The sequence below is a fragment of the Colwellia sp. SU-HH00943 genome (assembly GCF_057546125.1).
In genome coordinates this window covers 65,138-88,265 of the sequence record NZ_BAAJLW010000004.1, presented here as the reverse complement: position 1 = coordinate 88,265, position 23,128 = coordinate 65,138, and the positions used below count along the sequence as shown (strand labels likewise).

The following is a 23,128-nucleotide window of genomic DNA, read 5'->3' as shown; positions in this document are numbered from 1 at the left end:
CTCGCGGTAATTTTGATACGAAGCGTCAAGGTAATGAGTTTTTTGGAGCAGTATAAGCCTCTATAAGCGCTGTTTCACTTTTGTAGAGTATCGTAAGATTCAATAAAACAGTAAACAAAATTTGAGATTGTATTTATCTGTAGATTAGACGCACAGGGTTGTAAAAAAGCAGCCAGAGTAAATCGACTGTACCGTTCTAAAAGCCATTAACAACTTTTAGAACGGGTAGGGCTTAGTCGTTTTTTAAAACAATTAAGCCTGTTTAAGCAGTAACGAAATCTAGAATACCAATTGCAGCTTTACGACCTTGGTCAATTGCGGTAACCACTAGATCTGAGCCAAGTACCATATCACCACCAGCAAATATATTCTGTTTACTGGTTTGAAGGGCAAAATCACTGTTATCTGTAGCTAGTACGCGGCCACGAGAGTCAAGCTCAACACCAGCATCTACCATCCATTGTGGCGGGCTAGGTAAGAAACCAAAAGCAATAACCACAGCGTCAGCTTCCATCACAAACTCGCTATCTGCAATTGGCTCAGGGTTACGTCTTCCGTTTGCATCAGGTGCGCCTAATTGTGTTTTAACAAACTTAACACCAATAGCATTACCTTGCTCATCAACAGCGATATCAAGTGGCTGAAGGTTAAAGGCAAAGTTTACGCCTTCTTCTTTAGCATTTTGAACTTCACGAGGAGAGCCTGGCATGTTGGCCTCATCACGACGATAAGCACATGTGACTTCTGTTGCACCTTGGCGAATAGAGGTTCGTACACAGTCCATCGCCGTATCACCACCACCGAGTACAACCACTTTTTTACCTTCAAAGCTTACATAAGGCTTAACTTGGCTTGATTGCTCTGCAGTAATACCCATAACATTTTGAGTGTTGCCAATTAGGAAGTCTAAAGCATTATATACACCTGTAGCTCCTTCATTTTCAAAACCACCACTCATGTCTTTGTAAGTACCAAGGGCTAGAAATACTGCATCAAATTCGTCACTGATACTCTCAAAACTGACATCTACACCAACATTGGTATTTAAACGGAACTCAATGCCCATACCTTCAAATATTTCACGACGTTTTTGGATAACATCTTTTTCTAATTTAAATGATGGAATACCAAAAGTTAATAAGCCGCCAATTTGTGCGTGCCTATCATAAACAACAGCATCAACACCGTTTCGTGTTAACACGTCAGCACACGCAAGACCTGCAGGTCCAGCACCTATAACAGCGACACGTTTACCTGTTTTAATGACAGCTGATAAATCTGGCTTCCAGCCTTGTGCAAAAGCAGTATCAGTAATATGTTTTTCAATATTACCGATAGTGACGGCGCCAAATTCATCATTTAATGTACAAGCAGATTCACATAGTCTGTCTTGTGGACATACGCGACCACACATTTCAGGCAAGCTGTTTGTTTGGTGACATAAGTCTGCAGCTTCAAAAATTTTCCCTTCAGTCACTAACTCTAACCATTGAGGAATATAGTTATGGACAGGACATTTCCACTCACAATATGGGTTACCACAATCTAAACAGCGATCCGCTTGACCTTCACTTTGCTCACTACTTAACGGATGATAAATTTCAACAAAGTTGATTTTACGCTCATCGATAGACTTTTTTGCTGGATCGATTCGTTTTACATCAATAAATTGATAAACATTTTTACTCATTGGGCTTTATTCCTTATCAATCAATCTTATTAGTGACTAGTGTCTTTTTATGCCTAGTTTCAATAAATTGATAATTATTTCTTCTCATTGCACTTTCGTAGGTATTTTTCCTACCTGAATTTATTATTGTGCTTGTACTCGTAATTCAGCACTTGAACGGCTACGGTGACCTAACAAGGTCTTTACATCGGTAGCTGTTGGCTTAATTAACTTAAATAATGGTGCGAATTTATCAAAATCTTGTAAGATTTCTTGAGCACGTAAACTACCCGTTTCTTCAAAATGATGATTGATAATACCGCGTAAATGTTCTTGATGGATTGCGAAGTCGTCTACGTCTAACATTTCGATAGACTCTTTGTTTAAACGAATATCAAGATCGCCAGCTTCATCAAGTACGTAAGCAAAACCACCTGTCATACCGGCGCCAAAGTTAACGCCAATATTACCTAAGATAGTGACAATACCGCCAGTCATATATTCACAAGCGTGATCACCAGTACCTTCTACAACAGCATGACAACCTGAGTTACGCACAGCAAAGCGTTCACCTGCACGACCACAAGCATAGAGTTTTCCGCCGGTAGCGCCGTATAAACAAGTGTTACCCATGATCATCGTTTTATGGCTTGAGTATTCTACGCCTCTTGGTGGCTTAACGGTGATCATACCGCCAGTCATACCTTTACCTACGTAATCGTTAGCATCACCAGTAAGAATTAAATTCAATCCGCCAGCATTCCAAACACCAAAACTTTGTCCGGCTGTGCCAGATAAATGTACTGTGATTGGCGAAACTGCCATGCCTTGGTCACCATGTTGACGAGCTATCTCACCTGACAGGCTAGCACCGATAGAACGATCAGTATTTTGAATAGTAAACCTATATTCTCCGCCACTTGAATGCGCAACCGCATTGCGTGCAGCAGTTAACATGTTCTGGTTTAACTCGCCTTTATCAAATGGGTTGTTTTCTTCTGTTTGATGTAGTGCTGTATCTTCAGCTGCTACAACAGGTGCAATAACTGGCGCTAAATCTAATTTTTGCTGTTTTGCACTTATACCATCAACTTGCGTTAATAAGTCTACTCGGCCAATAATGTCAGTTAAACTCTTAACACCAAGTTGGGCAAGAATTTCACGTACGTCATGAGCAATAAATTTAAAGTAATTCATTACTTGATCAGGTAAGCCTTTAAAGAACTGTTCACGTAAGACATCATCTTGAGTAGCAACACCTGTTGCACAGTTATTTAAGTGACAAATTCGTAAGAACTTACAGCCTAAAGCAACCATAGGTGCAGTACCAAAACCAAAGCTTTCAGCACCTAATATTGCCGCTTTAACGATATCTGTACCGGTTTTTAAGCCACCATCTACTTGTAAACGTACTTTATGACGTAAACCATTAGTCACAAGGGCTTGATGTGCTTCTGCTAAACCTAGCTCCCATGGACAACCAGCATATTTAACTGAGGTTAATGGACTAGCTGCTGTACCACCGTCATAACCAGAAATTGTAATGAAATCAGCATAAGCTTTGGCAACACCTGCAGCGATAGTACCTACACCTGGACCTGATACAAGTTTCACTGAAATAACCGCTTTTGGATTAACTTGTTTTAAGTCGTAAATTAGCTGTGCTAAATCTTCAATTGAATAGATATCATGATGTGGCGGAGGTGAAATTAAGGTTACCCCTGGCACTGAGTATCTGAGTTTTGCAATTAATGGTGATACTTTATCACCAGGTAATTGGCCACCTTCACCCGGTTTAGCACCCTGTGCTACTTTAATTTGTAATACATCAGCATTGACTAAGTAGTGTGGAGTTACACCAAATCGGCCAGAGGCAACTTGTTTAATACGTGAGTTTTTCACGGTACCAAAACGGCGTTCGTCTTCACCACCTTCACCTGAATTTGAGAAACCACCTAATCGGTTCATCGCAATGGCTAAAGCTTCATGAGCTTCTGGGCTTAGTGCACCAATAGACATTGCTGCTGAGTCAAAGCGTTTAAACATTTCACTGTCACTTTCAACTTCAGAAAGATCTATGGCTTCGCAATCATCTTTTAACGTTAATAAATCTCGAAGCATTGCAATTGGGCGGTTATTGACTTCATCAGCATATTGACGATAGTCATCATAGTTACCTGTTTGTACTGCACGTTGTAAGTAGTTTACAACGTCAGGGTTAAAGGCATGATATTCTTCACCGTGTACATATTTTAATAAACCACCATGGCGCATTTTTTGATGTGGTAAAAATGCTTTACGAGCTAGGTTTATACTGTCTTGTTCAATATCCTCAAAGTCAGCGCCTTGAATACGGCTAGGTAAGTCGCTGAAACATAAATCCATGATATTTTGGTTTAAGCCGATAACTTCAAATAAGCCGGCACAACGGTAACTTGCGATAGTAGAAATACCCATTTTAGAGAGTATTTTAAGTAGTCCTTTATTGATACCATTTCGATAATTTACCACTGCATCACGAGCGCTTAATTCAATTTGCCCTTGCTCAACTAATTGCTCAATTGTTTCAAATGCTAAGTAAGGATAGATAGCTGTTGCGCCTAAACCAAGTAACACGGCATATTGATGAGAGTCACGTACTGACGCTGTTTCAACAATAATATTTGAGTCACAACGTAGTTGTTGGTCAACTAAGCGCTTTTGTACCGCCCCAACTGCCATAGCCGCAGGAATAACTAATAACCCTGGGTGAATTTGTCTATCTGAAAGCACTAGGATAACAGTACTTTTGTTACGTACTAAGTCTTCAGCTTCGTCACATAAGCGAATAATCGCAGCTTCTAAACCTTCATCACTATCGTAGGTTAGTGTTAGGGTGTCAGAGCGGTAGTGCTCAGGATCAAGCTCACGTAGTTGTTTCAAACCTGTGTACATAAGTACTGGTGTAGAAAACATCATTCGATCAGCATGGCCTGAAGTTTCATTGAAAACATTATGCTCACGACCAATACAAGTGCCAAGCGACATTACATAACGTTCACGTAGCGGATCGATTGGTGGATTGGTTACTTGAGCAAACTGTTGACGGAAATAGTCATATAAAGTACGTGCTTGGCTAGATAATACAGCCATTGGAGTGTCATCACCCATTGAGCCTGTTGCTTCTTGACCATTTTCAGCGAGTGTTTTAATAACTTGTTGAATTTCTTCATAGCTATAGTTAAACATTTTATGGTACTGCTGCATTTCAGCATCAGTAAATACACGTGTACCAATTTGGTTAGCTTCTAACTCATCAAAAGGGACTAAATGGCGAACATTATTATTTAACCATTCTCTGTATGGATGACGTTCTTTTAGATCATTGTCGATGTCATTTGAACTAAATAATTTACCTGTGTATGTATCAAGGGCAAGCATTTCACCTGGTCCAACACGGCCTTTTTCAACAACTTCATCCTCACCGTAGTCCCAAATACCAACTTCTGAAGCAAGGGTAATAAAACCATTACGGGTAATTACATAACGGGCAGGGCGAAGACCATTTCTATCTAAGTTACAGGCTACATGGCGACCATTGGTCATTACAACACCGGCCGGTCCATCCCATGGCTCCATATGCATTGAGTTGAATTCATAAAATGCGCGTAATTCATCATCCATTAATGTACTGTTTTGCCATGCAGGTGGCATTAATAAACGCATAGCTCGATATAAATCCATGCCGCCAGCTAGGAATAATTCTAGCATGTTATCTAGCGACGAAGAGTCAGATCCAGTTTGTCCTACAAAAGGCGCTGCATCTTGTAAATCAGGCAATAAAGGAGATTTGAAACGATAAGTACGAGCACGCGCCCATTGGCGGTTACCATTAATGGTATTAATTTCACCATTATGCGCTAAGTAGCGGAAAGGTTGTGCTAAATGCCATTGTGGTGATGTATTTGTGGAGAAGCGTTGATGGAATACACAAATTGCACTTTGCATACGAATATCGGCCAGATCTAAATAAAAATTAGATAGATCTTTAGGCATCATTAAGCCTTTATAGATGGTAACTAGACATGAAAGACTAGCGATATAAAACACATCATCATCAATGCGTTTTTCAGCACGGCGACGAGCCATATATAAACGGCGTTCTAAATCACGGTTACGCCAGCCTGGAGGAGCATCAACAAAAATTTGCTCGATAGTTGGCATATTATTGATAGCGGCGTCACCTAATACTGAGGTGTTAATAGGCACACTACGCCAGCCAATAAGTGTTAAGCTTTCATTGGTTAGCTCTTCTTCTAGAATTTTTTTCGATAAGGCAGCTAGCACAGGGTCGGTATTTAAAAAGACCATACCAACGGCATATTTTTTACCTAGCTTCCAGCCGTTATCTTCAGCAACTGCACGGAAAAAGCTATCAGGTTTTTGTAATAGTAAACCACAACCATCACCTGTTTTACCATCAGCAGCAATACCACCACGATGTTGCATGCGATCAAGGGCTGAAATAGCGGTCTTAATTAATTTGTGACTTGTTTCACCTTGTTGATGGGCTATTAAACCAAAACCACAATTTTCGCGTTGAACGCTATGATCATAAAGCTGCATTACTCTCTCCTAATAAAAAGCCACTTGGTATACAGAACAAAAAGAATAAAGGGATGAAAAAAGTGCATAACTATCCCGTTTTTTTACCAAGATGGACTATTTAGATTACTCATTTATCGTCAAAAGGTCAATAAAAATAGAGCATTTGCTCGTAATTTATTTACATGCACTTGAAGCTCTAATTGCTTGAAAACACTATTTAAATATAATAAGTCTTGTTTTTATTAGTTTTTTCTTATTAGTTATCTTTTATTTGTTGGATCTTTATCGTTTTTTGTGAAAGTTTACTACATTTTTCGTAGTGGTATATCTAAGAGAATTTTCGTTATTTATTCAATTGCTATATACGAGCGTATTATTGATTGTTAGCAATGAATGGAGCTAAAAAAAAGCGAGCGTTAACGAGAAATACACTGTTTATCGTTAACGCTATGGATATGTACTATTATGGCAGATAACCACCAGCAATGCCTTTTGTGGTAATACTTACAGCATCATGAGCATGGAGTGATTCTAGGTGATTTATTTTCAACCAAAAATCATCAAACTCTTGAGTTTGGTTCATGGTGAACTGTAAACGACGAGCGGCGTCTTCACAAAACATCAGGTTTTGACCATTTAAACGAGCAAACTCTTGTTCATCTTCACGTTTCACAGCTGCTTGCACAGGAGTTTGTAAAGAGTTTTCAATTAAATCTACCAATTCAGTAATAGGGAAATCACAACTACTATTGTTTAACTTTACTTTAACTTCAGCAACAGAGCGTTGTGAGTGTGGAGTTGCAACAATGCCTTCTGTGGTACCCAGCCATTCGTGAACTGTGTCTAAATCAGCATTAGTGCCAGAAAACTTTTCTTGAAAAGCTTTTTGTATTAACTGTCTGGCTAAAGCAGCAGAACATGGACAAGTTGACGAATAACGGACATCAATAGACATCTCTACAGAAAGTTGTCCTTGGTTTAAGTGGCCTATCAAGGTTATTGGGTATGCTTTCCAGCCTTCTTTGCCGCTAATTAATGACTTTCTGCGTAGGTGATATTCAAAGTTAAACACCACTTTTGCTTGATCACTTAAATCGCTATGACTACTGATAAAGCCATCAAGTAAGCTGACTAGGCTCTGATAATTAAGGATGCTACTGCAAGATAATTCATCAAGTAATAAATAGAGGCGTGACATGTGTATGCCTTTAGCCTGCGCTTCTTTTAGGTTTACAAATGCATCTACATGGGCTGAAACCATACGTTGGTTTTCACCTTTAGAAGATACCATGATTGGCATTTCAATATTACTCATGCCAACCCAGTCTAATGTTCCCTCTGTTTGGGCTGTAGTATGGTTGGCAATATCGGGCATCGTTGTCGTCATTATGACTCCGCTTTAAGCTATAGTTACTTAACTAGGGCTGTGCGATGATAGCTAAGTAACCGCACAACAAGTAAATTCAAGGGCGCATATTCTATCTTATTTTTAAACACTAATCATTATTGATATTATGAGAAAATAAAAAAAGCTAAGGTCTTGTAATAACAAGGCGTTACCTCGATCGCTGTTGGAACTTTAGTACACTCTCTTTTTTTGAACAGTGTAACCTTTTTATAATTTACTAAGCTGTATTAGGATAGTAGGCGGTGTTATTCACTTGCGATGAAAAGTTGTTAAACTAATAGCACTAATTTAATGATTTAACTTTATGGTAATGAACACCTACTTAATGAGCTAGAAAAGGGAAGTAATAAATTTATGCATTTGGATTTTGAGTTGTTAAACGGTTATAAGCAAAGCTTAAGTACTGAAATTATCGAGCAAATGATTACCTTGTATGAACAACAATCAATGATTTACCTTGCTGATATTGAAGCGGCTTTAGCGAATGGAGAGGAAGGTTTATGGCAAGAGCACTGTCATAAGATGAAAGGTGCTGCAGGGAGTGTCGGTTTTAAATCATTATATGCTCAGTTAGTTATGATGGAGAAATCTGTTGCGCCTTCAACAGAAAAAGCTCAGTTATTAACTGAGCTTTTTCAACAAAATAAACAGGCTATTTCAGCCTTCCATGACTGGTTAGAAAGTAGCTAATAAATTAAGGGCTAATCTGTTTGGCCAACAAAACGATAACCTTCACCATGGATGGTATTAATCAACTCAGGTGTGCCTGGATCAGATTCAAAGTGTTTACGTAATCGACGTATGGTAACATCAACAGTTCTGTCGTTACTGCGTAAATCTCTGCCTGTCATTTCCTTAATAAGGTCTTGTCTGGAAACAATTTGCCCTGAATTCTTGATCAATAATCTTAATGCTCTATATTCTCCTCGTGGGATAGCAATAATATTATTGTTTGGTGAAGTCATTTCACGGGAGTTACCATTTAATGTCCAACCATTAAAAGTGATGACAGATTGCTCTTCAGTATCGCTACTAACTTGACCTATACGATTTAAAATATTACGGGCTCTAATGGTTAACTCTCTGGAGTTAAATGGTTTCGTTAAGTAGTCATCCGCACCGATTTCTAGCCCTAATATTTTGTCTATATCGCTATCGCGACCTGTTAAAAAAATGAGTCCTAAGTTTTTGTTACTGGCGAGTTCTCTGCCAAGTAATAAGCCATTTTTACCGGGTAAATTAATATCCATAATAACAAGGTTAATTGACTGTTGCTTGAGCATGTCGGCCATACTTTCACCATCAACAGCTTCAAAGACTTGATACCCTTCAGCCTCAAATAAATTGCGTAAATTAAAACGAGTTACGTCTTCATCTTCAACAATAAGGATTTGGTAATTATCCATTCTATTTCCATTATACTTTAGGGGGCTATTAACATTTAATTAACTATGTTAACTAAGTATGTATTAAATAACAATAATCTTGCACAAATAGATAAAATTCTTTTTATTATTGTTCGGATATAAGTAAAACCGGCACAGTTATATCAAATGTTGTGCCTTCACCTACCGTAGAGTTGAAGTCAATATGACCGTCTAACGCTTGAGTGACTAAATTATAAACTAAGTGCAAACCTAAGCCACTGCCGCCACTGCCTCGTTTGGTGGTGGTAAATGGTTCAAAAATTCTAGTTTTAATCTTGTCATCAATACCTATTCCATCATCATGATAGTTTACGTGCAGTTGTTGGCTTAAATACATGATGGATATTTTAATGTGGCCGCCTACTTGTTGTTCAAAACCATGAATAATCGAATTGAGAATCAAGTTAATTAAAATTTGACTGATAGCGCCAGGTTTACCTTCTACAGTTAAGTGACTTTTACAGTCTAATGTTACCGTAACTTGATGTTCATCAAGTTTGGTTTTTACCGTTAAAATCACTTCTTCAAGTAATTCTTTCACATTGAATTGGCGGGTTTCGGCGCTTGATTGGTCAACAGCTACTTTCTTAAAGCTTGATATTAATTTTGCCGCTCGCTCAAGGTTACGATTAATAATACCGACGTTTTCTTCACCTTGGGTTAAAAACTTATTGAGTTGGCTCGATTTAAGAGTTTTATTCTCAAATGCTTCTTTAATATCATTAAGGTTATCTGTCATTAATGAAGAGGCAGTAACACCTAAACCTATAGGGGTGTTAACTTCGTGTGCGATACCGGCAACCATATCTCCTAAAGAGGCCATTTTTTCATTTTCAACTAACTGCCCTTGAAATTGGTGCAATTTTTCTAACGTTGAAACTAACTCTTGGTTTGACTCTTTTAATGCATCGGTTCTGACAGTAACTTTTTCGGCTAACTTATTGTTCTCTAGTAAAGCTTGCTGGTACTTATCATTTTGTATATTAATGTGTTTTTGAACTCTATTGAGTAATAAGTTGATGTTTTGAGCTACAATATCAAGTTCAATAATGGGTTGTTTATCTAGCCTTTGTGTGAAGTCTTTATTTTGTGAAATTTGCTTAATAGATTCAAGTATTGAGTTGATTGGTTGTTTTATTCTCCCTTGAATATTAAAGGCGATAATTATCGACAAAATAAGGGCAATTAACAGTGCAAATAGTGCCAGGTAGGTTATTTCATCGATGTAATTATCAATATCTTTTAAACTGGTTTGAATATACAAGTAGCCATAAACTTGCTGCTCTTGTTCTATTGCAATAAAAAGGTCTAAGTGACCTTTATGAAAAATAAGCTCTGCCAATTTATTCGTTTCAATGAGTCTGCTAATTTCATTTGTTTTATCGGGAATAGAAGGATAGTTACTGTTTTTATTGAAGTTTGCATAAAACTTTATATTGTCAGTACTGGTATCATCAACATGGGTGTAGATATGAACATAATTGATATAAGGGCTGGTAATGGCATTTTTGAAATCTTGTTGTAAACCTTTATAACCATCGGCATCATTGTTGACTAAATAAGAGGTGCTTAGCTGAGCTAACGCTTTTGCCCAAGACAAAGTATTCTCTTTTAATTGTGACTTCTCACGCTCATTAGCAACGTAAATAATACTGATAAAACTAATTAACAGTATTAATGAAATGACAACGAGAATACGCGAAAATAAAAGTTGCCGAATTGAAGTAAAGTTAATTTTTGAATTCATAGTCTTAGAATCGTTGATAATTTTTAATATTTCAAGTTTGTTAGGTAATTAAACGGTAATCATTTAAGCTGTGGTTACTTTTAGCTTTTCAGCACGCATTTTGTCAAAGGGTTAATAGCGAAATTAATGCTTACTAAGGTTTAGTGTAGTAAATATTAAACCCTTGCTGGTTGGTAAGTGTTTTAGTCGATCCTATATGTTGTGTCATAATTGGAAGATACTGTAAAAAGCTATTGGCAACCACGGTAATATCCGCATTATTGTTCATATGAGTATTGATACCACGAAGAAAATCTTCAGTGGCTTGGTAGCTTGTTTTTGTGCCTTGGTGAAACGGAGGGTTAGAAACAATATGCTGAAACTCTCCCGTTAGCATTGATAAACTATTTGAAGCAAAAACGTGGCCGGATAACTGGTTAAGTGAAAGCGTTTGCTTTGATGATGCAATAGCTAACGCACTAACATCGAGTAATGATAATTCTGTCTCGGGGAATTTCTTACCAATAAAGCAACTAATTACGCCGGCACCACAGCCAAAATCTAAAACCTTACCTTGCATATGTTCAGGCAAATGCTTTAACAATATTGCTGTACCAGTATCAAGTTTCTTCTGACTGAAAACACCGGGTAATGAAGCTATAGTGAGTTCAATATTATCGATTGTTAGTTGATAATGCTTAAACCAATCTTCTAGTGTAAATGGCTGACTTAAACAAGCTTGGTTTACTGTGCCTGCAAATAACAAGCAATGGCGGGCAGCATCTATTTTCTGACAGTTACTTAAAAAGTGTTTGGTCAGTTTTGGCGTTGATTGAATGCCGCTTTTTTTCTCACCTACCAGTAGTATTTTTGCATCAGTAGTTAAATAAGGGGCGAGCATAGCCAAGGTAAAAGCGAGTTCATCCTTACTTTTGGGGAAATTTATGATCACTAAATCATGCTTTATCTTTGTTTGATATTCACAAGTAAAACTAGTTTCTATAGTGGATTTATAGCTACTTTTAATAGCGACGTAATCAATATAATTTGTGTTGTAGCAGCTAATACGCGCTTCAGGGTTTTCTGCCATATAACTATCAATAAAGCTATCATTGACTAAATTAACAAATAATGGGGTTTTGGCTGTTAATAACTCGCTATTACGCAATAAAACTTGGCTGATATTAGTTAACGCTGATTTTGATATAGACATATAAAAGTAGAAACATTAGTAACGCTTAGAAGTTGCTATTCTACGTTATGCAAATATTGATGGCTATTATTATCCTTTAAAGCCTTATTTCTAAGAAAAGAGCATTGACTCTAAAGCGGGAAAAATGCTTAAATAGCCATGTCCCTAATTCCAATTTGGTGATTGTTGAAAATCATTAAATTTTAAAGGGGTCAGAAGAGGAGCGTTAACCAGGTAGTTACCATTGTGGCCATATCAATCAGTTGATATTTTTTTCACACAAAGATCAAACTTTGTTAATGGTAATGAGGGGGATTAACGCCGAGATAAATACTTATTTGATGAGGTATTTATCGGTCGTTTTCTTAATAGAGTCAAAACTAATAAGAGTGGGCTGAATCCCAACGACTGTCACTATTATAAGCTCAGTAAAGTTGAGTGAATAATTGAGTGGAGAGCTTCTGGCCTTTGCATAAAAGCCAGTAAATACAGCAATGTGTTTATTCTCGCCTCATGTAAACGCCTGTAAGTTCTCCGAACTAAGTTGCTAATAGATAGCGCTAAATAATGAGTTCGTGAACAATGAATCTACAACACCCTATAAATGTATCTCACCAAAGTCGCGCTGAAACCGAGCTTGATGCTTACCCATTGTGGACAGCGTTAGTCACGCCTTTTCTTGACAATGATCAAGTAGATTATGACAGTCTAAAACGTATCGCGATTGCACAAGCAAAAGCGGGCAATGGCATTTTATTATTAGGCAGTACCGGCGAAGGTTTAGCGTTAACCACAGATGAGCAAATCAACATTGTTGAGTTTGTTTGTGAATTGGCACTTAATACACCTATTATGGTTGCTGTAGGTGGTTATAATTTAGCTGAGCAAACTCAGTGGGTTAATCGCTGTAACAATTTAGCTATTGATGCTTATTTATTGGCAACACCAATTTACGCAAAACCAGGTGTTGTTGGACAAACACAATGGTTTAATACTTTATTAGATGCTTCAAAATTTCCTTGTATGTTATATAACGTACCGTCGAGAAGTGGTGTAGAAATACCTATAACTACGGTGCAGAATATACAAAACCATCCAAATTGTTGGGCAATGAAGGAAGCAAGCGGCGATCTGAATAAGTTTTTAAGTTATCGCCAATACTGCCCAGATATCACCTTATACAGTGGCGAAGATGCCATGTTGCCTTATTTAGTGCCTGCAGGCGCTAAAGGCTTAGTTTCGGTGTGTGCTAATGCATGGCCTGAAGCGACAAACACTTATGTACATTTATGCCTAGCGGAGCAAACAGAAACTATGTTCCCGTTATGGAATAATGCGGTTGAGGCGCTGTTTAGTGTTGCTAATCCTATACCTGTTAAAGTATTGATGCAGCAGCAAAAAAATATTACTACAGCAATCCTTCGCCCGCCATTAACGCATTTAGAGTTAACAGACAGCACAGAGCTATTGGCCTTAGATGAACAAATTAATCAATGGTTAGCACAAGCTAATCAAACTTCTTTTAATACTACAGTTGAAAATAGGAATATCGCATGAACTGGCAAGATGTAATCGCACAGTTAGAAGCCGGCACTCTACGTGCTGCAAATCAAGATGAAAACGGCAATTGGCACGCCAATGTTGAAGTGAAACAAGGCATTTTAGCGGCTTTTAAAGCGGGCGTTAATGTAAGTTTTGGTGATAACTACCAAGGGTTTGTTGATAAAGACAATTTACCAGCTCGTCAATTTACACCAGAAGACGGTGTGCGTTTAGTACCTGGTGGCTCATCAGTACGCGCTGGCGCTCATGTTGCACAGGGCGTGATCATCATGCCACCAGCCTATATTAATGTTGGTGCTTATGTTGATAGCGGTACTATGGTTGATAGCCATGCGTTGATTGGCTCTTGTGCACAAGTTGGTAAGAATGTTCACGTATCAGCGGCAGTACAAATTGGTGGTGTATTAGAGCCAATTGGCGCGAGTCCAGTTATCATTGAAGATGATGCTTTTTTAAGTGCTGGTGTTGTTATTGTAGAAGGCATTGTTGTTAAAAAAGGCGCGGTATTAGCACCGGGTGTTACTTTATCAAAATCAGTACCTGTTTATGATTGTGTTAATCAAGAGATGCGCGAAAAAGGAGCTGAAATTCCTGAGCGTGCTGTTGTTGTTCCGGGAACTCGTCCAGTAAAAGGCGAGTGGGCGAAAGAGCAAGGTTTAAACATGGCATGTGCACTTATCGTTAAGTATCGTGATGAGCAAAGTGATGCATCACTCGAGCTGGAAAGCATCCTTCGATAACTTATTATTTTGCTGCCTGACGATAGTCAGGCAGCAAGTAACCTTGTAAATTGTATTTATATTACCGAATTAATTAATCATTATGACCACAAGACCCACTTGGTTTGACACCCGAATTGAAAAAAGTTTGCTTGCTCATCAATCGCCAGAAGATGAGCAAGGTTATTTTGTTTATCAACTTGATGCTTTAAAGCAACATCTTGCTCAATTACAGCAACAAGATGTGATCAAGCTTTGGTTCGCGGTAAAAGCGAATCCATTGTCAAAAGTAATTCAAACCCTTGATAGTGAAGGTTTTGATTTTGATGTTGCTAGCTCAGGTGAATTAGCACAAGTGCTAGCCCAAGGTATTAGCCCTGAACGTGTTCTTAATACCGGCCCCGCCAAATCAAAAAAACAACTAAGTGCTTTTGTAAAACAAGGGGTGCAAACGTTTGTGGTAGAAAGCCTTAATCAATTAACTTGGTTAAATGAAGTGGTTATTGAGCAAAATGTCGATATCAAACCAACGGTACTTTTAAGAGTGCAGTTACAGTGGCCTGATGGTGAGAAAAATCCATTAGGCGGTAATAGCTTAACGCCCTTTGGTTTGTCTGTTGAAGAATGGCAAAGTGTGCAAGTGAGCGATTATCCAAAATTAGATATTTGTGGCTTACATATTTTTCAATGGGGGAACATGCTCAGCAATGAAAAAATGTATTCACTCTGGGGACAAATGGTTGCACCTCTGACGCAATTAGCCAGCAGTATCGGTATGGATTTGAAGGTTCTTGATTTAGGTGGTGGCTTAGGTATTGATTACCTTGATGAAGGAAGCACCTTGTCATGGCAGCAAATTATTACCGATCTAGCAGATATAAAAGCACAAGCTGGCGTTGAAGAGCTATGGCTTGAGTTAGGTCGCTTTGCAGTAGCAGAATGTGGCTATTATGTGGTGCCAGTTGTAGATAAAAAAATGAATTACCAACAAGAGCAACTCGTGTTAGCTGCGGGTATTAATCACCTTATTCGTCCGGCAATAACTGATCAGCCATTCCCTGTGGCTTTGCTTCGTCAATCACAAGCGAGTGAACAGTACTTTGATTTACATGGGCCGTTATGTACAAGCATGGATAAGTTGGGACATTTACCTTTACCTAATGATGTTGAAGTGGGTGATAAGCTCGTTTTTGGTTATTGTGGTGCTTATGGTTTTACCGAAAGTATGCCATTTTTCTTATGTCATCAATTAGCTGCAGAATATGTGATTGAACAAGGCGAATTGATTGAGGTAAGAGCTGCACAAGCTGCTAGCTCTTATTTAGCGTAGAATAGCGAGTAAATAAGGTACACAAATGACAATTAACACAAATGCTTTTAACAAAACAGTTATGCACGTTGGTGAAATGGCCAGTGGCGCAACATTAACTGTACCTGTTTATACTTATGAGTGTCAGCAAGTAAGTGCACCAAATGTCTATATTCAAGCGAATATGCATGGCGCTGAAGTGCAAGGTAATGCGGTAATTTTTCAGTTACTCGAGCTTCTTAAGCATTGTGATATCAAAGGTAATATTACTTTGGTGCCGTATGCTAACCCTGTTGGTTGTAATCATAAAAATGGTGAGTATACCCTTGGCCGTTTTGATCCAATAACAGGTGTTAATTGGAATCGAATGTACCATTTTGATCAAAGCGTTATCGAGCCATTTGCCGAGCAGAATATTGATGCCAGTGATGCTGAAATTGCCACACGCTTTCAACAGTTATTAGTAGATCAAATCGAGCAAAAGCTTGATCATAATATTTGGGGACTAACTACAGGCCAACGTATTGCGTATCAATTGCAGCGTATGGCACATCAAGCTGATATAGTCCTTGATTTACATACCGGTCCGATATCAAGTAAGCATTTGTACTGTCCAGAATATGCTAAAGCTAGTGCAAATTTTTTTGATATTCCCCATACCATATTAATCCCTAATGACTTTGATGGCGCAATGGATGAAGCGACTTTCTGTCCTTGGTGGAGCTTACAACAAGCTTTTCAAGCAAGTGGAAGGAATGTAGTAATGGGCGAAGGTGCTTTTGCTAAAGAAAGTTTTACCGTTGAATTAGGCTCTCAAGAGCAGATTGACCTTGATGTAGCTCACCAAGATGCATTAGGTATTTTAAGTTATTTGCAGCATAAAGGTGTTATTAATAGCAGTGATTATACCCCTAAAAAAATGACCCGTTTTGCCTGTTATCTTGAAAACTACAAAGCCTTGTATGCTCCCATGGGTGGCATGGTGGATTATTTAGCTGAATTTGGTGAACCCTTACCTGCAGGCAAGCCGTTAGCGCGTATTTTACGTATGGATAACTATGGTGATGGCAACCCGCTCCACAATATTTGTTTAGATCAAGCAGTGTTGCCTATTTTGCATTTTGCTTCTGCCAGTGTGAATCAAGGGACAGAGCTTTATAAAGTCTTCACTGATTATTTCGAAATTTAGTATTTTAGTCAGAAACTTTATCACTATTTAATATTGATGCTTCATCACACTTGTTATATTATAACACTTGTGATGAGTCTACTTCTTCGCGCTTATACAAGCGCACTTAAAAATAAACCAACCATGAATGCTTTTGCACTCGTGGTTTTTGTGTTGTTTTTTTTAACATCGACGCTTGCTCATGCTGATCACTTAACCGAATACACTGTAAATGCTGAGCAACAAGAGTGTTATATATGCCATCAAGGTATAGGCTCTCCAGAAGAATTTCCAAGTATAAAAGCTCCCTTTGAAGCTTGTTATTGTCTGCAAGTTCAAAACACAAAAACAACGCAAGCTAAAACGTTTTATTTTATTCAACCTCAATTAAGAGCGCCGCCTGTATTTCAATAGTTTTACAAATATCATCTCGTTTATTTTTTATAGGCTCATAAAAGAAAGAGCCTAGTTTAAGCGACTTATACACTTTATTGGAATACATCATGTTTTTAAAAAATATCCCTATGCCTGTAAGTAAGCTTGCGAGTGCATGTACATTATCATTGGCGACCCTAGCAACAACTAGCTCATTAGCATTCGCTCAAAATATCAAAGGGCAAATAGTCGACTCTCAAGGGAAAGCTATCAGTGAAGCCATAATATCTATTCATGGCAGCGATAAAAAAGTAACTAGTGACAAACAAGGCTTTTTTACGCTATCAGAGCTTAAAGCGGGAAAAATAGAATTACATACTAGCGCTAAAAACTTTTCTCATAACAGCCAGGTTATAACCCTAAAACAAGAAGGTATTTCTGGTTTAAAAATAGCGTTATCACCTTCTGTATTAGAAATTATTGATATTTATGCAACACCATTACACTCATCAACAATAGAGTCAGCACTACCTGTCAATGTTATTACTGGTGATGAGCTTAAATTAAAGCAAGCGTCTACACTGGGTGAAACCTTAAAAAATGAAGTGGGCGTACACTCAAGCTTTTATGGTTCAGTGACAAGTAGCCCGATTATTCGTGGTTTAGATGGACCAAGAGTTTTAATCACGCAAAATGGCTTAGATGCCGGTGATGCCTCCCGTGTTGGAGCTGATCATGCTGTATCAGCAGAAACAAGTACTGCAACACAAATTGAAGTATTACGTGGCCCAGCGACTTTATTTTATGGCAGTGGTGCTATCGGTGGTGTGGTTAATGTGGTTGATAATCGCATACCTACTTCAAATGAAACCATGGCTGATTGGTTGTTACAATATAACGATGTTTCTGATGAAAAACAGGCCGCACTTTCAATACAAAAAGGTTTAGAAATAGGCGGTGAAGAGTTTGCTGTCCACCTTGATGGTTTCTGGCGTGATGCTGGCAACTATAAGTTACCAAAAGATTTTCATGTTGAAGAAGAGCATGCAGAGGAAGACCATGATGAAGGTGAACATGAGGAAGACGAGCATGAAGAGCACAGTGATGGTACGTTAGCGAACAGTAACTCTAAATCAAGTGGCTTCACTATTGGCTCAAGCTATTTATTTGATGACGGATTTTTTGGTTTCTCTTATGGCAGGTTAGATAAAGAGTATGGTATTCCAGGTCATGCTCACCATGAAGAAGAGGACGAAGAAGGTGAAGAAGAGCATGATGATCATGAGGAAGAAATAGGCACCCAAGCTAAGATGAAGCAAGATAGATTTCAGTTATTAACTGAAATAAGCTTTGATAATGCCTTTATAGAACAACTTGCCGCTAAATATGCTTTTACTGATTATCAACATCAAGAAATTGAAGATGGCATGGTAGGTACAACATTTACTAATAAAAGTAATGAGCTGAAAGTTGATTTATACCATCAAAGTTATAAAGATTGGCATGGTGCTTGGACATTGCATTATAAAAGCTCCGACTTCGAAGCTATTGGTGATGAAGCTTTTACACCGCCATCAGAAACAGATAGCTTTGCCGTTGCATGGTTAGAAGAGAAGCACTTTGGTGACGTCCTTCTACAATTAGGTGCTAGGGTAGAGCATGTTACACTTAATGCTGATGATTCTTTAATTGGTTTTGACGACCATGATCAAGAATTAGTGTCATTTAAGCAGCAAGATTTTACCCCTGTTAGCGCTTCTGCGGGTTTTGTTTGGGACTATCAAGACGGTTATAACTTAGGCTTGTCAGTAGCCTTTTCTCAACGTGCTCCTTCAGCAGCTGAGCTATTTTCATTTGGTCCTCATATTGGTACTAATACCTTTGAAATTGGTGCCATGTTTGATTTACATATGGAAGATGACCATGACGAAGACCATCATGATGATCATGATGAAGAACACGGTGATGAAATCCATGTCGAGTTAGCTGAACACGCACCTGAAATTGAAACCTCGTACAGTATTGACTTAACTTGGCGTAAGTTTGAAGGTGACTTTGGCTTTGTTGTTAGTGCTTTTTATAACCGAGTAAATGATTTTTACTTTCAGCAAGATACGGGGTTAGTGTTTGAAGGTGGACATGACGACCATGATGTTCATGAGGAAGAACACGATGAACATGAAGGCTTACCTATTCTAATTTATCAACAAGAAGATGTTGCAATGTATGGGTTAGAAGCTGAATTTGCTTATCAGATTTCAAGCCCATTAAAAGTGTCTGTTTTTGGTGACTATATTAACGCTAAGTTAGTTGATGGCGGTTACTTACCGCGTACTCCACCAATGAGAATTGGTTCGTCATTAACATATCAAGGTGAAAGCTTTGAAAGTGAAGTATCGCTAAATCATTATTTCGAGCAAGACAATGTTGCTTCGTTAGAAACTTCAACACCCGCTTATACCTTACTTGATTTTAACTATAATTATTACTTGAGTAATATTGGCATCAATATCATGGATAATGACATTGTGCTATACGTTAAAGCGCAAAATTTATTAGATGAAGTTGCGTTTGTGCATAGCTCTTTCTTAAAAGACGATGCGCCATTACCTGGAAGAAATTTCAGTATTGGTATTCGCGGTAGCTTTTAAATACTCTTCAGTGAACTAAGGCCATTTTAACGTGCAGCATTCACCACTGTTAGAAAAATACTTAGCAAAGCTACAGTATATTAGCGCAGAGCAGCAGAACTCTGTGCTTGATCTAGCGTGTGGTGCTGGTCGAAATGGCCTTTATTTAATTGAAAATAATATTGCAACCACCTTTGCTGACGTTCGACAAGAAGTGCTTACCGAGGTAGAGCTTTCTTTACATCATGACAGTGAAGAAAAAGCCAAACTAGCCACCTATTGGCCAGTTGATTTTGAGCAAGCTAATACTGCACCTTTAGCGGGTAAAAACTTTGCCGCAATTATGGTTTTTCGTTATTTACACCGTCCTTTATTTGATCAGATCAAAGCTGCCATAGCGCCAGGTGGTTTGATTATTTATGAAACCTTCACTGAGCAACAAGCGCAATTTGGTCGCCCTAAAAACCCTGATTTCTTGCTCATTGCTAATGAACTGGAAAATACCTTCAAAGGCTGGCAAATATTACACAGCTTTGAAGGTGTTGTTGCTAATGCTGATGGTACCTCTAAAGCCATTGCGCAACTTGTTGCCATAAAACCTAGTTAGCTTACCTATCCCCCAAAAAATGCTGTGAAAATATGACTTAGCGCAATGATAGTTTAACTAGGTTGCTGATGGCATTGCGTCATCAAAATTCTAGTCATACTATGAATATATAGTTGTTTCATCTCAGTTAATATTGACACTCAAGCAATGGCTTTTGGGTCTATTCATCGTAAGTGGAGCTAATATGGGGCGTGATATTTCAGAGCAAGTTTTTAGTGCTGACGATTATCTGCAGTTTAATCGTCGTATTCATGATCAGCTCGATGAATTAAACCGTGTTATGCAAAAACCTGACTTTGGTACAGGTGATTTATATATAGGGGCTGAGTTAGAAATATACTTAATGGATGCTCAGCAGCAAGTGAGCCCTATTAATCTTGAGTTGCTGGCACTGCTTGATGATAAGCAGTTTCAATCTGAGTTAAATAAATACAATATTGAGCTCAACCTGCAGGCTGTTAAAGCCAAAGGAAAACCTTTTAGCAAAATCACCCAAGAAATCATCACTAAATTTGTCCATTTAAATACTGTTGCCGAAAAGCTAGATACACGCCCTGTGGCTATAGGTATATTACCGACACTTAAAGAAGCACATTTGTCTAACCACTATATGACTGAGCTAGGCAGGTATAAATTATTAGCCCGCGAATTGACTAAACTGAAAGGGCAACCATTTCATATCCACATTGATGGTGATGAATCTATCGATTTTTATACCTCAGAGTTGTGCGCTGAAGGAGCAAATACCTCTTTTCAAGTGCACTTGATGACAGAAAAAAATAAATTTCCCGACGTCTTTAATGCCGCGCAACTTACCTTACCAATGTCTTTGGCCATAGCTGCAAACTCAGGGGTTTTTCTAGGTAATTGTGCCTGGGATGAGACACGTGTGGCGCTTTTTAAACAGTCTACTGATAATCGCATTCCTGATGATAATAATTGGCGTGAACCTGCTCGCGTTACATTCGGACATGGGTGGGTTAGAAAAGGGGCATGGGAGTTATTTTCAGAAACGGTAAATTTATATCAACCTATCATGCCGAAATTATTTCCAGCTCAAAAGCTAGCTGAAGGTGAAAACCCTGAGTTGGCGGAGCTTGATTTACACATGGGCACAACGTGGCCATGGAATCGTCCTATTTATTCACCTGCGGGTAAAGGTCATGTGCGTATTGAGTTTAGAGCACTTCCAGCAGGCCCTACAGCACTTGATATGGCAGCCAATGCTGCATTTACTATAGGTATGGCAGCTGGCCTGTCTGATAGGGTTGAGCAATACTTGTCACGCATTCCTTTCGAATTTGCTCATTATAATTTTTATCGCGCTGCTAAAAATGGCTTAGATGCGACAATTTTATGGCCACAAAACTATCAGAATAAACCGGTGGAAGTGCCAATAAGGCAAGTCATAGACGATATGTTAATCGTCGCTGATGACGGCTTAACAAGTCTAGGAGTTGATAAAGAAGAGCGTGATAAATATTTAGCGATAATAAGCAATCGGCTTTCAGTTGGGGTCACTGGAGGTAGTTGGGCGAAGAACACTTTACGATATTTACGTCAATCATTAAGTAATGATAAAGCCTGCGAAAAGATGTTGGCAATTTACTACCAAAACCAACTGTCAGGTCAGCCTATTAGTGAGTGGGAGCAATGCTGGCGATGAATCAATTTGTTAATCAAGTTAGTTACTACACAGAAGCTGATATAGAAAATATAGCACCAACACCGTTGGCTTTTTTAAGGCAACTCAGTGGCTTGTGTGTTATTGATATAAAAGGTGAGGACACTCGCCGAAGTCGGGTAGTCACAACCTTAATTCACGGTAATGAGCCCTCAGGTTTTATTGCCCTTCATCAGTGGCTGTTGAAAGGACAACAGCCTGCAGTTAATATGCGTTTTATTCTGTGTAATGTTGAAGCTGCGCAGTTATCACCAGAATTTTCACACCGTTATTTAATATTAGGGCAAGATTTAAATCGTTTTTTTGCCAGTCAACAAATACATCATCATAAACATCGCGATATTGTTGAGCGAGCACAGTTAATCAAACAGGAGGTTAACGCTGTTAACCCTGAAGCTGTCATTGATTTACATAATACTTCAGGTCAAAGCCCAGCTTTTGGTGTCTCAATTGATGAGAGTAAACAAGCATTAGCTTTGATCTCACTATTCACCAATAAAGTGATACTAACCGGTCTTAGAGTTGGGGCTATTATGGAGCAAAACTTTTCGACTTCTATAGTGACTGTTGAATGTGGTGGTGCCAGTCAATTACAGTCACACCAATTAGCTTATTCTGGCTTAGTAAAATTTTCTGGTGAAGATAATATTTTTGATCGTCAAACTAGCCAAGTTGATATTCATAAACATCCCTTTAGAGTTGAGTTATTACCTAGCCTTGGCGTTGCTTTTGCTCATCATCATTTACCTACAGCAGATGTTACTTTACGAACTGATACTGAACAATTAAATAACCAATTGACACCGAAAGGGGAATTTATTGGTTGGTATGAAGGAGGAAATAAACTTCCCTTTACAGTCAAAAATGAGCAGGGCGAAGAGCAATTAGATGATATGTTCACCTTAAAAAATGGCTGCATTTTTACCAAACAGTCTTTGCAAATTTTTATGGCAACAACAGATCCTGATATTGCTACTAATGATTGTCTTTTTTATGCCACTATTGAAGCCACCATTGAAGCAAATTAATGGTGATCTGCTTACGTTGTAAGTTTTTGTTTATAA

General features: G+C 38.4%; 16 protein-coding genes and 1 riboswitch. Of the genes, 10 read left to right on the top strand and 6 right to left on the bottom strand.

Going from position 1 to position 23,128, the window contains the following annotated elements; translation table 11 throughout:
• Window positions 1–262: 262 nt before the first annotated feature.
• From AC27GZ_RS12055 to folE2, 3 genes are all read right to left on the bottom strand, one after another.
• Entirely contained in the window at window positions 263–1,690 is a 1,428-nt protein-coding gene (locus AC27GZ_RS12055) for an FAD-dependent oxidoreductase (RefSeq protein ID WP_487095388.1), read from the bottom strand.
• A gap of 123 nt (window positions 1,691–1,813) precedes the next feature.
• Window positions 1,814–6,274 (bottom strand): glutamate synthase large subunit, encoded by a 4,461-nt coding sequence (gene gltB, locus AC27GZ_RS12050; RefSeq protein ID WP_487095386.1) that lies wholly within the window; start codon window positions 6,272–6,274, stop codon window positions 1,814–1,816.
• Between the two features lie 445 nt (window positions 6,275–6,719).
• Complete coding sequence (folE2, locus tag AC27GZ_RS12045; protein WP_487095385.1) at window positions 6,720–7,643, bottom strand: GTP cyclohydrolase FolE2; 924 nt, start codon at window positions 7,641–7,643, stop codon at window positions 6,720–6,722.
• A gap of 375 nt (window positions 7,644–8,018) precedes the next feature.
• Between folE2 and AC27GZ_RS12040 the strand changes: the two genes are divergently transcribed.
• A complete protein-coding gene (locus AC27GZ_RS12040) occupies window positions 8,019–8,354 on the top strand; it encodes an Hpt domain-containing protein (RefSeq protein WP_487095383.1) in 336 nt (111 codons plus the stop codon).
• Between the two features lie 11 nt (window positions 8,355–8,365).
• Here the strand turns inward: AC27GZ_RS12040 and arcA are convergent, their stop codons facing one another.
• The 3 genes from arcA to AC27GZ_RS12025 form a co-directional block, all read right to left on the bottom strand.
• Window positions 8,366–9,070 (bottom strand): two-component system response regulator ArcA, encoded by a 705-nt coding sequence (arcA, locus tag AC27GZ_RS12035; RefSeq protein WP_487095382.1) that lies wholly within the window; start codon window positions 9,068–9,070, stop codon window positions 8,366–8,368.
• Between the two features lie 106 nt (window positions 9,071–9,176).
• A complete protein-coding gene (locus AC27GZ_RS12030; protein ID WP_487095380.1) occupies window positions 9,177–10,838 on the bottom strand; it encodes an ATP-binding protein in 1,662 nt (553 codons plus the stop codon).
• Between the two features lie 133 nt (window positions 10,839–10,971).
• Window positions 10,972–12,030 (bottom strand): methyltransferase, encoded by a 1,059-nt coding sequence (locus tag AC27GZ_RS12025; protein WP_487095379.1) that lies wholly within the window; start codon window positions 12,028–12,030, stop codon window positions 10,972–10,974.
• Between the two features lie 187 nt (window positions 12,031–12,217).
• Window positions 12,218–12,478, top strand: a riboswitch (Lysine riboswitch).
• Between the two features lie 113 nt (window positions 12,479–12,591).
• Here AC27GZ_RS12025 and dapA point away from each other — a divergent pair.
• From dapA to AC27GZ_RS11980, 9 genes are all read left to right on the top strand, one after another.
• Window positions 12,592–13,566 (top strand): 4-hydroxy-tetrahydrodipicolinate synthase, encoded by a 975-nt coding sequence (gene dapA / locus AC27GZ_RS12020; protein WP_487095378.1) that lies wholly within the window; start codon window positions 12,592–12,594, stop codon window positions 13,564–13,566.
• A complete protein-coding gene (locus AC27GZ_RS12015; protein WP_487095376.1) occupies window positions 13,563–14,312 on the top strand; it encodes a 2,3,4,5-tetrahydropyridine-2,6-dicarboxylate N-succinyltransferase in 750 nt (249 codons plus the stop codon). The genes dapA and AC27GZ_RS12015 overlap by 4 nt, the downstream gene beginning before the upstream one ends.
• An 82-nt stretch (window positions 14,313–14,394) precedes the next feature.
• Window positions 14,395–15,621 carry a PLP-dependent decarboxylase gene (locus tag AC27GZ_RS12010; RefSeq protein ID WP_487095374.1) on the top strand — a complete coding sequence of 409 codons (1,227 nt, stop codon included), beginning with the start codon at window positions 14,395–14,397 and terminating at the stop codon, window positions 15,619–15,621.
• A 25-nt stretch (window positions 15,622–15,646) separates the two neighbouring features.
• Window positions 15,647–16,789: a succinylglutamate desuccinylase/aspartoacylase family protein gene (locus AC27GZ_RS12005; protein WP_487095372.1), complete on the top strand. Its 1,143-nt coding sequence runs from the start codon at window positions 15,647–15,649 to the stop codon at window positions 16,787–16,789.
• A 72-nt stretch (window positions 16,790–16,861) separates the two neighbouring features.
• Entirely contained in the window at window positions 16,862–17,182 is a 321-nt protein-coding gene (locus tag AC27GZ_RS12000; RefSeq protein ID WP_487095371.1) for a hypothetical protein, read from the top strand.
• 89 nt (window positions 17,183–17,271) lie between these two features.
• A complete protein-coding gene (locus tag AC27GZ_RS11995) occupies window positions 17,272–19,794 on the top strand; it encodes a TonB-dependent receptor (protein ID WP_487095369.1) in 2,523 nt (840 codons plus the stop codon).
• A 31-nt stretch (window positions 19,795–19,825) separates the two neighbouring features.
• The gene (locus AC27GZ_RS11990) at window positions 19,826–20,380 is read left to right on the top strand and encodes a class I SAM-dependent methyltransferase (protein ID WP_487095367.1); all 555 of its coding nucleotides are present in this window, start codon (window positions 19,826–19,828) and stop codon (window positions 20,378–20,380) included.
• Between the two features lie 184 nt (window positions 20,381–20,564).
• Window positions 20,565–22,046, top strand: a complete 1,482-nt coding sequence (locus tag AC27GZ_RS11985) for a glutamate-cysteine ligase family protein (protein ID WP_487095365.1) — start codon at window positions 20,565–20,567, stop codon at window positions 22,044–22,046.
• On the top strand, window positions 22,043–23,092 hold the full coding sequence (locus tag AC27GZ_RS11980; RefSeq protein ID WP_487095363.1) for a M14 family metallopeptidase: 1,050 nt from the start codon (window positions 22,043–22,045) through the stop codon (window positions 23,090–23,092). The genes AC27GZ_RS11985 and AC27GZ_RS11980 overlap by 4 nt, the downstream gene beginning before the upstream one ends.
• Window positions 23,093–23,128 lie beyond the last annotated feature (36 nt).

What these genes read in the sequence shown, in the direction of transcription:
- AC27GZ_RS12040 (WP_487095383.1), top strand. Translation starts at nt 8,019, where the DNA reads ATGCATTTGGATTTTGAGTTGTTAAACGGTTATAAGCAAAGCTTAAGT.
- AC27GZ_RS12010 (WP_487095374.1), top strand. Translation starts at nt 14,395, where the DNA reads ATGACCACAAGACCCACTTGGTTTGACACCCGAATTGAAAAAAGTTTG.
- gltB (WP_487095386.1), bottom strand. Translation starts at nt 6,274, where the DNA reads ATGCAGCTTTATGATCATAGCGTTCAACGCGAAAATTGTGGTTTTGGT.
- AC27GZ_RS12025 (WP_487095379.1), bottom strand. Translation starts at nt 12,030, where the DNA reads ATGTCTATATCAAAATCAGCGTTAACTAATATCAGCCAAGTTTTATTG.
- AC27GZ_RS12030 (WP_487095380.1), bottom strand. Translation starts at nt 10,838, where the DNA reads ATGAATTCAAAAATTAACTTTACTTCAATTCGGCAACTTTTATTTTCG.
- AC27GZ_RS12055 (WP_487095388.1), bottom strand. Translation starts at nt 1,690, where the DNA reads ATGAGTAAAAATGTTTATCAATTTATTGATGTAAAACGAATCGATCCA.
- AC27GZ_RS12005 (WP_487095372.1), top strand. Translation starts at nt 15,647, where the DNA reads ATGACAATTAACACAAATGCTTTTAACAAAACAGTTATGCACGTTGGT.
- folE2 (WP_487095385.1), bottom strand. Translation starts at nt 7,643, where the DNA reads ATGACGACAACGATGCCCGATATTGCCAACCATACTACAGCCCAAACA.
- AC27GZ_RS12000 (WP_487095371.1), top strand. Translation starts at nt 16,862, where the DNA reads ATGAGTCTACTTCTTCGCGCTTATACAAGCGCACTTAAAAATAAACCA.
- AC27GZ_RS11980 (WP_487095363.1), top strand. Translation starts at nt 22,043, where the DNA reads ATGAATCAATTTGTTAATCAAGTTAGTTACTACACAGAAGCTGATATA.
- arcA (WP_487095382.1), bottom strand. Translation starts at nt 9,070, where the DNA reads ATGGATAATTACCAAATCCTTATTGTTGAAGATGAAGACGTAACTCGT.
- AC27GZ_RS11995 (WP_487095369.1), top strand. Translation starts at nt 17,272, where the DNA reads ATGTTTTTAAAAAATATCCCTATGCCTGTAAGTAAGCTTGCGAGTGCA.
- AC27GZ_RS11985 (WP_487095365.1), top strand. Translation starts at nt 20,565, where the DNA reads ATGGGGCGTGATATTTCAGAGCAAGTTTTTAGTGCTGACGATTATCTG.
- AC27GZ_RS12015 (WP_487095376.1), top strand. Translation starts at nt 13,563, where the DNA reads ATGAACTGGCAAGATGTAATCGCACAGTTAGAAGCCGGCACTCTACGT.
- dapA (WP_487095378.1), top strand. Translation starts at nt 12,592, where the DNA reads ATGAATCTACAACACCCTATAAATGTATCTCACCAAAGTCGCGCTGAA.